Origin of the sequence: Pseudomonas parafulva NBRC 16636 = DSM 17004 (assembly GCF_000730645.1) — a bacterium.
GTDB lineage: Bacteria > Pseudomonadota > Gammaproteobacteria > Pseudomonadales > Pseudomonadaceae > Aquipseudomonas > Aquipseudomonas parafulva.
In genome coordinates this window covers 80,967-94,297 of the sequence record NZ_BBIU01000003.1, presented here as the reverse complement: position 1 = coordinate 94,297, position 13,331 = coordinate 80,967, and the positions used below count along the sequence as shown (strand labels likewise).

Genomic DNA, 13,331 nt, shown 5'->3' with positions numbered 1-13,331 from the left:
ACCCGTTGTGCTTAATCGCGCGCGGCGGCGATCTTGATCAGCTTGGCATAGTAGAAGCCATCGTGGCCGCCTTCCTGGGCCAGCAACTGGCGGCCGTGGGGCTGGCGCAGGCCGGCTTGGGTGGCCAGGTCCAGCTCGCGGGCACCCGGGGTGCGCGCCAGGAAGGCGTCGATTACCTCGGTGTTCTCGGTCGGCAAGCTGGAGCAGGTGGCGTACAACAGCATGCCCCCCACTTCCAGGGTGGGCCACAAGGCGTCGAGCAGCTCGCCTTGCAAAGCGGCGAGTGCCGGAATGTCATCGGCCTGGCGGGTGAGCTTGATGTCCGGGTGGCGGCGGATCACGCCGGTGGCCGAGCACGGTGCATCCAGCAAGATGCGCTGGAACGGCTTGCCGTCCCACCAGCTGGCCGTGTCGCGGGCATCGCAGGCGATCAGCTCGGCCTGAAGTTGCAGGCGCTCGAGGTTTTCGCGCACGCGCGTCAGGCGCTTGGCTTCCAGATCGACGGCGACCACGTGGCCCAGCCCGGCCTCGGCTTCCAGCAGGTGGCACGTCTTGCCGCCCGGGGCGCAGCAGGCATCGAGCACGCGCTGGCCAGGGGCCAGTTCCAGCAGGTCGGCGGCCAGTTGTGCGGCTTCGTCCTGTACGCTCACCCAGCCCTCGGCGAAGCCTGGCAGGCTGCGCACGTCGCACGCTTCGGCCAGCACGATGCCGTCACGGCTGTACACGCAAGGGCTGGCGCTGATGCCAGCCTCACCCAGCAATGCCAGGTACGCGTCGCGGCTGTGGTGGCGGCGGTTGGCCCGCAGGATCATCGGCGGGTGGGCGTTGTTGGCGGCGCAGATGGCTTCCCATTGCTCAGGCCAGAAGGCCTTCAGGGCCTTTTGCAGCCAGCGCGGGTGCGCGGTACGCACCACCGGGTCGCGCTGCATGTCAGCCAGCAGTGCTTCACCTTCGCGCTGTGCCCGGCGCAGCACGGCATTGAGCAGTGCCTTGGCCCAAGGCTTTTTTAGCTTGTCGGCGCAGCCAACGGTTTCGCCAATGGCCGCGTGGGCGGGAATACGGGTATGGAACAGCTGATACAGGCCCACCAATAACAGGGCCTGCACATCGACATCGGCGGCCTTGAAGGGCTTTTGCAGCAACTGGGCGGCCAGCAGTTCCAGCCTGGGCTGCCAGCGTGCAGTGCCGAATGCCAGGTCCTGAGTCAGCCCGCGGTCGCGCTCATCCACCTTGTCCAGCTGGGCCGGCAGTGAGCTGTTGAGCGAAGCCTTGCCGCTGAGTACAGCGGCCAGCGCACGGGCGGCGGCGAGGCGAGGGTTCATTGGCCCAGCACCTTGCCGGCGGCGAACTTCTCGCGGCGGCTGTTGAACAGGTCGCTGAAGTTCAAGGCCTTGCCACCCGGCAGCTGCACGCGGGTCAGGCTCAGGGCCTGGTCACCGCACGCAACGACAAGGCCATCCTTGCTGGCGGACAGGATCTCGCCCGGGTTGCCCTGGCCTGTGGATAAATTGGCGGCCAGCACCTTGAGGCTTTCACCATCCAGGGTGCTGTGGCACACCGGCCAAGGGTTGAAAGCGCGCACCAGGCGCTCCAGCTCGACGGCTGGGCGGTGCCAGTCGATACGGGCTTCGTCCTTGTTCAGCTTGTGCGCGTAGGTGGCCTGTGCATCGTTCTGCACTTCACCCTGCAGCGAACCGTCGGCCAGCCCGGCAATGGCCTGAATCACGGCAGGCGGGCCCATCTCGGCCAGGCGGTCATGCAAGCTGCCGCCGGTGTCTTCAGGGCTGATCGGGGTGGCGACCTTAAGCAGCATTGGCCCGGTGTCCAGGCCGGCCTCCATGCGCATCACGGTCACGCCGCTTTCGGCATCGCCGGCTTCCACGGCGCGCTGGATGGGCGCTGCACCGCGCCAGCGTGGCAGCAGTGAGGCGTGGCTGTTGATGCAGCCCAGGCGCGGAATATCGAGCACGGCCTGCGGCAGGATCAGGCCATAGGCAACCACTACCATCAGGTCGGGCTTCAGTGCCGCCAACTCGGCCTGGGCCTCGGCATTGCGCAGCGTCGGCGGCTGGAACACCGGGATGTCATGGGCCACGGCCAGCGCCTTCACCGCGCTGGGCATCAGTTTCTGCCCACGGCCTGCAGGGCGGTCAGGTTGGGTGTAGACGGCCACGATCTCGTACGGGCTGTCGAGCAGGGCCTTGAGGTGTTCGGCGGCAAACTCGGGAGTGCCTGCAAAGACGATGCGCATGGAGTTCTCGCTTCAAAAAGAAAAAGGCTTGCCGGAGCAAGCCTTCTGCAAGGTGGGGGTCAGGCCTGCTGGCGGTGCTGTTTTTCGAGCTTTTTCTTGATCCGGTCGCGCTTGAGCTGCGACAGGTAGTCGACGAACAGCTTGCCGTTGAGGTGGTCGAATTCATGCTGTACGCATACCGCCAGCAGGCCTTCGCACTCCAGCTCGAACGGTTTGCCGTCCCGGTCCTGCGCCTTGATGCGCACCCGCAGCGGGCGGTCGACGTTCTCGTAGAAGCCAGGGACCGACAGGCAGCCTTCCTGGTACTGGCCCATGTCGTGGGTCAGTTCCTCGACCGATGGGTTGATGAAGACGCGCGGTTCGCTGCGGTCTTCGCTGAGGTCCATCACCACCACCTGCTGGTGCACGTTGACCTGGGTGGCAGCCAGGCCGATGCCAGGGGCTTCGTACATGGTTTCAAACATGTCATCGATCAGCTGGCGCAGGGCGTCGTCGAACGCCGTCACCGGTTTGGCGATGGTGCGCAGGCGCGGGTCCGGGAATTCGAGAATGTTCAGAATGGCCATAAGGTCAGGCAGTCACTGTGCGTTTGGTTGAAAACTGAGCACACATAATAAAGGGAAACGCGGATTTCGGCACCTGGCTAGCTCGACTAGGGTGACTATTGGCTCGATAGCCCCCAGCCAATGGACAGCTTTTCAAAGTATTACCCACAGAGTTATCCACAGGTTGTAGTGGGTAGATAACCTGATTCAGATCAAGGACGATCCCTATGCCAGTTTGCCATTCTCCGCTCTGCCCACCCGCCGAGCTCGAGGCGCGGTTGCGCCTGCACCGCTTGCCCGATACAGGGCTGCGCCGCTTCAAAACCCTGCTCGACGCATTCGGCAGTGCCTCCTGCGCCTTGAGTGCGCCGGGCTCTGCCTGGCGCTCACTGGGCATCCCCCAAGCCAGCATCGACGCCAGGCGCAGTGCCGAGGTGCGCGAGGGCGCACATGCCGCAATGGCCTGGCTGGAGCGGCCTGGGCAGCATTTGCTGATGTGGGATGGCGACGGTTATCCGCCGCTGTTGGCCGAAATCGACGATGCCCCGCCGCTGCTTTTTGTCGCGGGGAACCCGTGTTTGCTCAGCCGCCCACAGCTGGCGATTGTGGGCAGCCGCCGTGCCACGCCACCTGCTGTGGATACGGCGGGGGCCTTTTCCAGGTACCTGGCGCAGGCAGGTTTTGTGATTACCAGCGGGTTGGCCGTTGGCATCGACGGTGCCGCTCATCGGGCTGCGTTGCAGGCCGGGGGTGCCACTATCGGGGTGCTGGGCACGGGCTTGCAAAAACTTTATCCACAGCGGCACGTACAGTTGGCGCAGGCGATGATTGAGGGCGGCAGTGCACTGGTTTCTGAGTACCCCCTGGACGCCGGGCCGCAGCCCGGCAACTTTCCCCGCCGCAACCGCATCATCAGCGGTTTGTCGTTGGGGGTACTGGTGGTAGAGGCCAGCCTGGCCAGTGGCTCGCTGATCACTGCCCGCCTTGCCGCGGAACAGGGGCGGGAGGTGTACGCCATACCGGGGTCGATTCACCACCCCGGTGCCAAGGGCTGCCATCAGCTGATTCGCGACGGCGCGCTGTTGGTGGAGAACGTGGAGCAGATCATGGACAGCCTCAAAGGCTGGCAGAACCTGCCACCGGCAGTGACGGACGCATTCGACCACCCGCTGCTGGCATTGCTGCACGCCGCCCCGCAAACCACCGAAAGCCTGGCCCACTGCAGCGAGCAGGCCCTGGCCGATGTGCTGGCGCAGCTTACCGAACTGGAGCTGCAGGGGCGGGTCAGCAATCAAGCCGGGCGTTGGTTTGCCCGCGTGGGCTAAGTACACTGCTCCCAAGCAATGTCCTAGGTGGAGAAACATCAATGGTGAGCAGTTTTCGTGTGCAACAAGCCGCACGTGAGATCCGGGCGGGCGCAGTGATCGCCTACCCGACGGAGGCGGTCTGGGGCCTGGGCTGCGACCCGTGGAACGAGGACGCGGTGTATCGCCTGCTGGCGCTCAAGTCACGGCCTGTGGATAAAGGGCTGATCCTGATCGCCGACAACATCCGCCAGTTCGATTTTCTGTTCGAAGACTTTCCTGAAGACTGGATTGACCGAATGGCCAGTACCTGGCCTGGGCCCAACACCTGGCTGGTGCCCCATCAGGACCTGCTACCCGAGTGGGTGACGGGCCAGCACGACACCGTTGCCCTGCGGGTCAGCGACCACCCGGTAGTGCGTGAATTGTGCGCGTTGGTTGGGCCTTTTATCTCCACTTCCTGCAACCCTGGCGGGCGCCCGGCCGCGAAAACCCGGTTGCGGGTGGAGCAATATTTCCACGGCCAGCTGGACCTGGTGCTGGGTGGTGCGTTGGGGGGGCGGAAAAACCCGAGTGTGATTCGTAACTTGGCGACCGGGGAAGTTGTTCGGCCGGGGTGATGCCGGAGGTGCCCGGTTTGATGGTGTTTTCGCCTGTGAGATCGATCGTCAGGGTTTCCTGATTCTTACCCGAATGGCTGTCCGGCCAGCCATTTAGGAAATACCCTACGACCCGCGTCCCCTGCCATCACCTTTTCAGTGGGAACCGTCACCCATAGGCTTCAGCCGTCGCCGAATAACTTGGCGATCGGGTGTGGTAACCCGGATGTACCTGGGGCGTCACAGCTATGGCAGCTGTGCGCGGGAGGCGTCATGCCTGCCGGGATCGCTCTAGCCCGGTTTACCACCTCGCGTACAGCTGCCGCCTTAACCATGTGGTAATGGCTTGGCGCCAGCTTCATCGTCTGGAGCAAACCATGAAGAAGATTGTCCCCGATCCACCCCTCCCCTGCACCTCCACCCACGCATTTGGCCGCTGCGACGCCGGCTATGACCACCTCTTCACCGTAAACCCCAATATCTCTGCTGAAGACGCCCTGGTTCATGTAGCCCTGTACCTGCGCGGCGCCTATGAAATCGGCTACAAAGCCTTGGATTACCTGCGCGAAGAGGGCCGCCCGCGCGGCGCTCGGTCTGCGCTTCACCACACAAACCAAGCCTGGCCTCGCAAATTCCTACAGGCTTCGTCGAAAGCAATCACCTGCCTACCAGAAGACATCCAATTTATGCTCTGCATTCTCAAGGCTTCCCGACCATGGGGTGTTGAGGTTTGTACCTAGGCTTGTACAATGTTTGAGTTGGTTTCTGCCAAGTGCCTGGCGGAAGCCATCAAGCCTAGCGGCCATTCAGCCATGTTGAATGGGTCGAAAACACCTGATCCGAGCCCTGCCTCGGAGGGATTTGAGTAAATGCATGTACTGACTTTTAGCCAGGCTCGCGCTGACCTGAAGCAGACGATGGACGATGTATGTCGGGATCACGAACCCGCGATCATTACCCGCCAGCGCGGTGAGCCGGTGGTTATGATCTCGCTCGAAGACTACAACGGCATGCAAGAAACCCTGTACCTGTTGGGTTCTTCAGCCAATGCCAAGCGCTTGCGGGCATCCATTGATCAGCTGCGGTCGAGTAACGCTGCTACCCATGAGCTGCCGATAGATGAACATGAAGTCAAAGCAACGCAACAAGACTGAGGCTCGCAATTCTGTAAGCGTTGCGTTTACTTCAGAAGGATGGGAAGACTACTGCTATTGGAAAGACGCTGACGCTGACGTGTTCGCGACGATCAACGCACTGATCAGGGAGTGCCTTCGTACACCGTTCAAAGGGACGGGCAAGCCTGAACCGCTCAAGGGCGACCTTTCAGGATTCTGGTCTCGCCGCATTACCCGCGAGCATCGGCTGGTTTACCTTTTTGAAGGTGGGCAAATGACAATCCTGCAGTGCCGATATCATTACGACAATTAAGCCAGGCTGACTCAATACCTGTGGGAGCGGGTTTACCCGCGAACACCGGCAAAGCCGGTGCCCTGCACAGCGGCTTCTTGTTCACGGGTAAACCTGCTGGTTGTAGGGGATTTATTCGGCTTAAGGCAGCAACACAGTCGACCCCACCGTCCTGCGCGCCGACAGCTCCGCCTGCGCCTTGGCCGCCTCGCTCAGCGGATACCGCTGCTGGATATCCACCACCAGCTTGCCGCTGGCAATCATCGCAAACAGGTCATCGGCCATGGCCTGGGTGTTCTGCGCGTTGTTGGCGTAGGTCGCCAAGGTCGGCCGGGTCACGTACAGCGAGCCTTTCTGCGACAGAATCCCCAGGTTGACCCCGCTCACCGCACCCGAGGCATTGCCGAAGCTCACCATCAAACCCCGTGGCTGCAGGCAGTCCAGCGAGGTCAGCCAGGTGTCGGCACCCACGCCGTCATACACCACCTTGCACTTCTTGCCGTCGGTCAGCTCCAGCACGCGCTGGGCGACGTCTTCGTGGCTGTAATCGATGGTCGCCCATGCACCCAGGGCCTTGGCGCGTTCGGCTTTTTGCGCGGAGCTGACGGTGCCGATCAACTTGGCACCCAGCGCCTTTGCCCACTGGCAGGCCAATGAGCCTACACCGCCCGCCGCCGCATGGAACAGGATCACGTCGCCAGGCTGTACGGCGTAGGTTTGCTTGAGCAGGTACTGCACGGTCAAACCCTTCAGCATTACCGCTGCGGCCTGCTCGAAGCTGATAGCGTCCGGCAGCTTGACCAGGTTGGCCTCTGGCAGCGTGTGCACCTCGCTGTACGCCCCCAGTGGGCCACCAGCATGGGCCACGCGGTCGCCCACCTTGAGGCGGGTAACGCCCTCGCCCACGGCTTCCACCACACCCGCTGCCTCGGTACCCAGGCCCGATGGCAGTGATGGTGGCGCGTACAGCCCGCTGCGGAAATAGGTATCGATGAAGTTCAGGCCGACTGCATGGTTGCGCACGCGCACTTGCTGCGGGCCGGGCGCGGCGGGCTCGAACTCCACCCACTGCAGCACTTCAGGGCCGCCGTGCTGGCTGAACTGGATACGCTTGGCCATCTGCTACTCCTGGTTTCGGGATCGGGAAAGGCCTTCTATCGGACGCCTTTGCTTGACTGCCGTCAACTGCGGTGTGCCGGCCGGCGATGGTATGCTACGCGCGAATTCTTCCCTGCCCGTTCCTGGTGACCCGATGATTAGCCGCACCGAGGCCGTGAAAGCCTACCTGCTCGACCTGCAAGATCGCATTTGCTCTGCCCTCGAAACCGAAGACGGCGGCGCCCGCTTCGTCGAGGACGCCTGGGTGCGCGAAGCCGGTGGCGGGGGCCGTACGCGGGTGATTGGTGACGGTCAGGTGATTGAAAAGGGCGGGGTCAACTTTTCCCATGTGTTCGGCACCGGCCTGCCGCCGTCGGCCAGTGCCCACCGCCCTGAGCTGGCCGGCCGTGGCTTCCAGGCGCTGGGCGTATCGTTGGTGATCCACCCGCACAACCCGCATGTGCCCACCTCCCACGCCAATGTGCGCTTTTTCATTGCCGAGAAAGAAGGTGAAGAGCCGGTGTGGTGGTTCGGCGGTGGCTTCGACCTCACGCCCTTCTACGGCATCGAAGAAGACTGCATCCACTGGCACCGCGTGGCAGAGCAGGCCTGCGCGCCGTTCGGTGCCGACGTCTACCCCCGCTACAAGGCCTGGTGCGACCGCTACTTCCACCTCAAGCACCGCGGCGAGCCACGGGGCATCGGCGGCCTGTTCTTCGATGACCTCAACGAATGGGACTTCGACACCTGCTTCGCCTTTATCCGCGCCATCGGTGATGCCTACATCCAGGCGTATGTACCAATCGTCCAGCGCCGCAAGGCTATGGCCTACACCGCGCAGCAGCGCGAATTCCAGGAGTTCCGCCGTGGCCGTTACGTGGAATTCAACCTGGTGTACGACCGTGGCACGCTGTTTGGCCTGCAATCGGGCGGGCGTACCGAATCGATCCTGATGTCGCTGCCGCCCCAGGTACGCTGGGGTTACGACTGGAAGGCCGAACCGGGTACCGAGGAAGCTCGCCTGACCGAATACTTCCTGCAAGACCGTGACTGGCTTGGCCAGTAAGCCCGTGGCAACCCAAGGAGCCGTCATGGACCAGTACGTTGTGTTTGGCAACCCCATTGGCCACAGCAAGTCGCCACTTATCCACCGCCTGTTTGCCGAGCAGACCGGCGAATACCTGGAGTACGCCACCTTGCTGGCACCGCTGGACGCGTTCAGTGATTGCGCCTGGGGTTTCTTCAAACAAGGTAGCGGCGCCAACGTCACGGTACCCTTCAAGGAAGAGGCCTACCGCCTGTGCGACAGCCTCACACCCCGTGCCCAGCGCGCCGGTGCGGTGAACACCCTCAGCAAGCTGGAAGACGGCACGTTGCAGGGCGATAACACCGATGGCGCTGGCCTGGTGCGTGACCTTACGGTGAATGCGGGTGTTGAGCTGGCCGGCAAGCGCATTCTTATCCTGGGTGCCGGCGGCGCCGTGCGGGGTGTACTGGAGCCGCTCCTGGCGCACCAGCCGCAGTCGGTGGTAGTCGCCAACCGCACGGTGGAAAAGGCCGAGCAACTGGCGCATGAGTTCGATGAACTTGGGCCGGTGGTGGCCAGCGGTTTCGCCTGGCTGCATGAGCCGGTGGACCTGATCATCAACGCCACCTCGGCGAGCCTGGCAGGTGAGCTGCCACCGATTGCCGACAGCCTTGTCGAGGCGGGGCGTACGGCCTGCTACGACATGATGTACGCCAAGGCGCCCACGCCGTTTTGCCAGTGGGCAGCCAACCTGGGCGCGGCGAAGGTGCTGGACGGCTTGGGCATGCTGGCCGAGCAGGCGGCTGAGGCGTTCTTCATCTGGCGTGGTGTGCGGCCTGATACTGCACCGGTGCTGGCCGAGTTGCGCCGGCAGCTGGCGCGGGGTTGAGGGTGCCCGGGGCTGCTTTGCGGCCCCTTCGGGCCTGTGGCGCTCATTCTGCGAAACGAATGGGGCACCGGTCGGCGCCTTCCAGCTTCTGCAAATCTTCGACTACGTGCGTCTTGGCGTGATGAAGGGTCAAGCTGCCACCTAGCCGCTGCAGGCGCCGCGCCTCCCGATGCAGCATATCCACACCCGAGTAGTCGATGAAGTTCACCTGCCGGGCATCGATCACCACATGGGGCCCCTGGCAGCGTTGCAACCTCACCTGCAGGTAATGCGCCGCGCCAAAGAAGATTGACCCGCCCACCCGCAGCACATCCGCGTCCCCTTCCCGGCTCTGCTGCACCCGTGGCCGGGAGGTGCGCTTGAGGTAGAAGAACAGCGACGCCAGTACCCCGGCGTAGATGGCTGTCTGCAGTTCGAGCAACAAGGTGGCTGCGGCGGTCAGTGCCATCACCAGGAACTCCGAACGGCTGACGCGCAGCAGTGCGCGTATTGCCTTGTGGTCCACCAGCCCCCAGCAAATCAACAGGATGCTACCGGCCATGGCCGGGATGGGCAGCTGTGCGATCAACCCTGCCCCCGTCACGGCGAACACCGCCACCCACAGCGCCGAAAACACGCCTGCCATGGGCGAGCGAGCGCCGGCCTCGTAACTCAGGCCCGAGCGGGTGAACGAGCCTGCAGACAGGTAGCCCGAGCAAAAGGCGCCAGCGATGTTCGACAGGCCCTGTGCGCGGATTTCCTGGTCGGGGTCGAGCATCTGCTCCGAGCGTGCCGACAGCGAACGGGCAATCGACAGGCTGGTCACCAGCCCCAACATGCCCACCGCCACAGCACTGGGCAGCAGCCGCAGGATCAGTTCCACATCAAGCAGAGGCAGTGGGCTGAACGGAGGCAGTTGCCCGGCGAATGCTGCTACACGTGGCACATGGCCGAAGTACCCTGGCAGCACCCAGGCCAGCACGCTCACCACCACCAGGCTGATCAGCAGGCTGGGCCAGCGTGGGCGCCAGAGCTTGAGGGTGACGCCCAGCACCACCGTGGCCAAACCCAGCAGCAAGGATGGCAGGTCTACCTCCCCGGCGTGGTGGGCCAGTTCCTGAACGGTCTTCAATGCCGTGGCCTGGCTGGCCAGGTCCATGCCCAGCAGGTTCGGCAATTGCCCCAAGGCAATCACGATGGCTGCGCCGAGGGTGAAACCCAGCACCACGGAATGGGAAACGAAGTTGACCACTGCCCCGAACCGCAGCAGCCCCAGCAGCAATTGAAAAACGCCGCCAAGGAACGTCAGCAGCAGCACCAAGGTCACGTAGTCGGCGCTGCCAGCCACGGCCAGTGGGCTGATGCTGGCGTAGAGCACCACGGAAATGGCAGCGGTAGGCCCGCAAATCAGGTGCCAGGACGAGCCCCACAGGCAGGCGACCAGCACGGGGACGATGGCGGCGTACAGGCCGTACTCGGCGGGCAAGCCGGCGATCAATGCATAGGCAATGGATTGTGGCAGGGCCAGGATTGCACCGCTCAGCCCCACCAGCAGGTCCTGGCGCAGGCTGCGACCCGATTGACGGGGTAGCCAGCTCAGGAACGGCAGCAGGTGCAGAATGCGATGCATGAGTTATCCACAATGTTAGAAAAAACCTGGCCCCCACAGATACCCCGCACTACGGGGTATTACAGCTTGGCTTTGACAGCCTCCACGGCATTGCCATCAGCTTTGGTTGTAACTCCGGCCAACCACCCGTCCAGCATCCCGGGGTGCGCTTTGACCCAGGCCTTGGCGGCTTCATCGAAGCTGATCTTCTGGTCCAGCACATTGGCCATGATGCTGTTTTCCATGTCCAGTGTGAACTTAAGGTTACCCAACAGCTTGGCAGCATTGGGGCACGCCTGTGGATACCCTTTGCGCGTTAGCGTGTAGACATCGCCTTTGCTGCCAAACCATTGCTCGCCCCCTGTGAGGTAATGCATGTTCAGCTTTACGTTCATGGGGTGCGGTGTCCAGCCCAGGAAGGTGATGAACTGTTGCTTTTTCACCGCGCGATCAACCTGCGCCAGCATGCCCTGTTCGCTGGATTCCACCAGCTTCCATTGCCCCAGGTTGAACGCGTTCTTGTCGATGATCTCTTTCAGCGACAGGTTGGCCGGCGCCCCGGAGCCAATGCCATACAGCTTCTTGTCGAACTTGTCGGCGTGCTTTTGCAGGTCGGCGAAGTCCTTCACCCCGGCATTCCACACGTAGTCCGGCACTGCCAGGGTGAACTCCGTGCCTTCAAGGTTGCGCGACAGCTGTAGAACATCGCCGTTGGCGACGAACTTGTCATGAAAACCTTGCTGCGCTGGCATCCAGTTGCCGAGGAAGGCGTAGACTTGCCCATCCTTCAGGCCGCCGTAGATGATCGGTACGGCCAGGCTGTCGACCTTGACCTTGTAGCCCAGGCTTTCCAACAGCAGGCGGGCGACGGCATTGGTGGTGGCGATATCACTCCAGCCGGGGTCGGCCATTTTCACGGTGGTGCATTGGTCGCTGCTGTCAGCGGCGTGAGCGGTGATGGTGCCCAGGCCGATGGCCAGGGTCAACACGGTAGCGGAGAACTTGTGCATGGCGGCCTCTCTTCTCAATCCATGGGTGCGGGCTGTGGGTAACGTGCCTTGCGCTCGAGGTCATCGAGATCGATGTGGTTACGCATGTACTGTTGGCTGGCGTCCACCATGGGTTGGTGGTCCCAGCTTTTCAGTTTGCCGATGGCCAGTGCCTGGGCGACCAGGCGGCGGCGGCGCTGGCTGGCCAGCACCTGCTGGCGCAGGGTGGGTATGTCCCAGCGCCGGCGGGCTTCCTCGACAAATGCCTGCAGCAGCGCCTGATGGTCCGGGCTGCTGGTGAGGTTCTCCCGCTCGTGCGGGTCGTGGCTCAGGTCATAGAGTAAACAAGGGTCGTCTTCGCTGTACACGAACTTGTAGGCACCACGGCGGATCATCATCAGCGGGCCCACGGTGCCTTCGGCCATGTATTCGCCAATCACTTCATCGTGGCCGCCGTGCCCTTGCAAGTGGCCAAGCAGGGAGCGGCCATCCAGGTGCAGGTTTTTATCCACAGCACCACCGGCCAGCTCCACCAGGGTCGGTAACAAGTCACAGGTTGATACGGACGCATCGACATGGGCAGGCTTGAAGCGCTTTGGTGCATGGACCAGCAGGGGCACCCTGGCGGACATCTCGAACCAGTGCATTTTGTACCAGAGGCCGCGCTCGCCAAGCATGTCGCCGTGGTCGCCGGAAAACACGATCAGCGTGTCATCGGCCAGGTTGCATTCTTCGAGGGTTTGCAGCAGCTGGCCGATGTTGTCGTCGATGTAGCTGCACGCGCCGAAGTAGGCACGGCGAGCATCGTGGACCTTCTCTTCAGGCAGCGCCTTGTACCAGAGGTCGTACACCTTCAGCAGGCGCTGCGAATGGGGGTCCAGCTCTGCCTGGCTGAACTCGGCGCGGGGCATGGGGATCTCCACACCTTCATAGCGATCCCAGTAGCGCTTGGGAATGGTGTAGGGATCGTGCGGGTGGGTCATGGACACCGTCAGGCAGAACGGCCGGCCGTCGCTTTCACGTACATGGTCGTACAGGTACTGGCGGGCCTTGAACACCACCTCATCATCGAAATCCAGCTGGTTGGTGCGCACGCACGGCCCAGCTTGCAGCACTGATGACATGTTGTGGTACCAGCTGGGGCGCACGTCGGGCTCGTCCCAGTTCACTGCCCACCCGTAGTCGGCCGGGTAGATGTCGCTGGTAAACCGTTCTTCATAGCCGTGCAATTGGTCGGGGCCGCAAAAATGCATCTTGCCCGACAGCGCCGTGCGGTAGCCCAGGCGGCGCAGGTAGTGGGCATACGTGGGCACGTCAGCGGGGAAGTCGGCGGCATTGTCGTAGGCGCCGATACGGCTGGGCAGCTGGCCACTCACCAGAGTGAAGCGTGAGGGTGCACACAGTGGGCTGTTGCAGTAGGCCGAGTCGAATACCACGGCTTGCTCGGCCAGGCGGCTGAGGTGGGGCATCTGGATGGGGGACGGGCCGTAGATGGGCAGTAGCGGCGCCGCCATCTGGTCGGCCATGATGAACAGGATATTGGGGCGCGTCATGGGAAGCTTCCATCGTCGAGGGTTATGCGAACCGCTTGCCTAACAAGATGCGACTGTGGATAACATGGGTAAAGCCCATGG

14 protein-coding genes are annotated in these 13,331 nt (G+C 62.9%); 7 read left to right on the top strand and 7 right to left on the bottom strand.

The genetic code is table 11. The annotated features are described in order from the left end of the window. Positions 1-11 precede the first annotated feature (11 nt). The 3 genes from rsmB to def are packed head-to-tail and all read right to left on the bottom strand — an operon-like array spanning position 12 to position 2,817. The gene (gene rsmB, locus PPA02S_RS01950; protein ID WP_028633178.1) at positions 12-1,322 is read right to left on the bottom strand and encodes a 16S rRNA (cytosine(967)-C(5))-methyltransferase RsmB; all 1,311 of its coding nucleotides are present in this window, start codon (positions 1,320-1,322) and stop codon (positions 12-14) included. Then, a complete protein-coding gene (fmt, locus tag PPA02S_RS01945; RefSeq protein ID WP_028633177.1) occupies positions 1,319-2,251 on the bottom strand; it encodes a methionyl-tRNA formyltransferase in 933 nt (310 codons plus the stop codon). Before fmt ends, rsmB begins: the two co-directional genes overlap by 4 nt. 59 nt (positions 2,252-2,310) lie before the next feature. Further along, positions 2,311-2,817, bottom strand: a complete 507-nt coding sequence (def, locus tag PPA02S_RS01940; RefSeq protein WP_028633176.1) for a peptide deformylase — start codon at positions 2,815-2,817, stop codon at positions 2,311-2,313. A 206-nt stretch (positions 2,818-3,023) separates the two neighbouring features. Between def and dprA the strand changes: the two genes are divergently transcribed. The 5 genes from dprA to PPA02S_RS22420 all read left to right on the top strand — a co-directional run bounded on the left by dprA (position 3,024) and on the right by PPA02S_RS22420 (position 6,127). Then, a complete protein-coding gene (gene dprA, locus PPA02S_RS01935) occupies positions 3,024-4,121 on the top strand; it encodes a DNA-processing protein DprA (protein ID WP_028633175.1) in 1,098 nt (365 codons plus the stop codon). 41 nt (positions 4,122-4,162) lie between these two features. After that, a complete protein-coding gene (gene tsaC / locus PPA02S_RS01930; RefSeq protein WP_028633174.1) occupies positions 4,163-4,720 on the top strand; it encodes an L-threonylcarbamoyladenylate synthase type 1 TsaC in 558 nt (185 codons plus the stop codon). Between the two features lie 356 nt (positions 4,721-5,076). Next, positions 5,077-5,439, top strand: a complete 363-nt coding sequence (locus tag PPA02S_RS23265) for a hypothetical protein (protein WP_245614626.1) — start codon at positions 5,077-5,079, stop codon at positions 5,437-5,439. A 129-nt stretch (positions 5,440-5,568) separates the two neighbouring features. Further along, positions 5,569-5,853, top strand: coding sequence for a type II toxin-antitoxin system Phd/YefM family antitoxin (locus PPA02S_RS01920; protein ID WP_028633172.1), 285 nt, complete (start codon positions 5,569-5,571; stop codon positions 5,851-5,853). Continuing rightward, positions 5,819-6,127 carry a Txe/YoeB family addiction module toxin gene (locus PPA02S_RS22420; protein ID WP_080667836.1) on the top strand — a complete coding sequence of 103 codons (309 nt, stop codon included), beginning with the start codon at positions 5,819-5,821 and terminating at the stop codon, positions 6,125-6,127. Before PPA02S_RS01920 ends, PPA02S_RS22420 begins: the two co-directional genes overlap by 35 nt. A gap of 120 nt (positions 6,128-6,247) precedes the next feature. Here PPA02S_RS22420 and PPA02S_RS01915 read toward each other — a convergent pair whose 3' ends face one another. Then, entirely contained in the window at positions 6,248-7,225 is a 978-nt protein-coding gene (locus tag PPA02S_RS01915; RefSeq protein ID WP_028633171.1) for an NADPH:quinone reductase, read from the bottom strand. 133 nt (positions 7,226-7,358) lie between these two features. Between PPA02S_RS01915 and hemF the strand changes: the two genes are divergently transcribed. Together hemF and aroE are read left to right on the top strand one after the other, a co-directional pair. Continuing rightward, complete coding sequence (hemF, locus tag PPA02S_RS01910; RefSeq protein WP_028633170.1) at positions 7,359-8,270, top strand: oxygen-dependent coproporphyrinogen oxidase; 912 nt, start codon at positions 7,359-7,361, stop codon at positions 8,268-8,270. A gap of 25 nt (positions 8,271-8,295) precedes the next feature. Next, the gene (gene aroE / locus PPA02S_RS01905; protein ID WP_028633169.1) at positions 8,296-9,120 is read left to right on the top strand and encodes a shikimate dehydrogenase; all 825 of its coding nucleotides are present in this window, start codon (positions 8,296-8,298) and stop codon (positions 9,118-9,120) included. A 43-nt stretch (positions 9,121-9,163) separates the two neighbouring features. On the opposite strand, the gene PPA02S_RS01900 is transcribed toward aroE, so the two are convergent. Genes PPA02S_RS01900 through betC form a run of 3 tightly spaced genes read right to left on the bottom strand, consistent with a single transcriptional unit; the run spans position 9,164 to position 13,250 of the window. Then, entirely contained in the window at positions 9,164-10,729 is a 1,566-nt protein-coding gene (locus tag PPA02S_RS01900) for a SulP family inorganic anion transporter (RefSeq protein WP_028633168.1), read from the bottom strand. 59 nt (positions 10,730-10,788) lie between these two features. Continuing rightward, positions 10,789-11,718: a choline ABC transporter substrate-binding protein gene (choX, locus tag PPA02S_RS01895; protein WP_028633167.1), complete on the bottom strand. Its 930-nt coding sequence runs from the start codon at positions 11,716-11,718 to the stop codon at positions 10,789-10,791. Between the two features lie 14 nt (positions 11,719-11,732). Next, the gene (gene betC, locus PPA02S_RS01890; RefSeq protein ID WP_028633166.1) at positions 11,733-13,250 is read right to left on the bottom strand and encodes a choline-sulfatase; all 1,518 of its coding nucleotides are present in this window, start codon (positions 13,248-13,250) and stop codon (positions 11,733-11,735) included. Positions 13,251-13,331 lie beyond the last annotated feature (81 nt).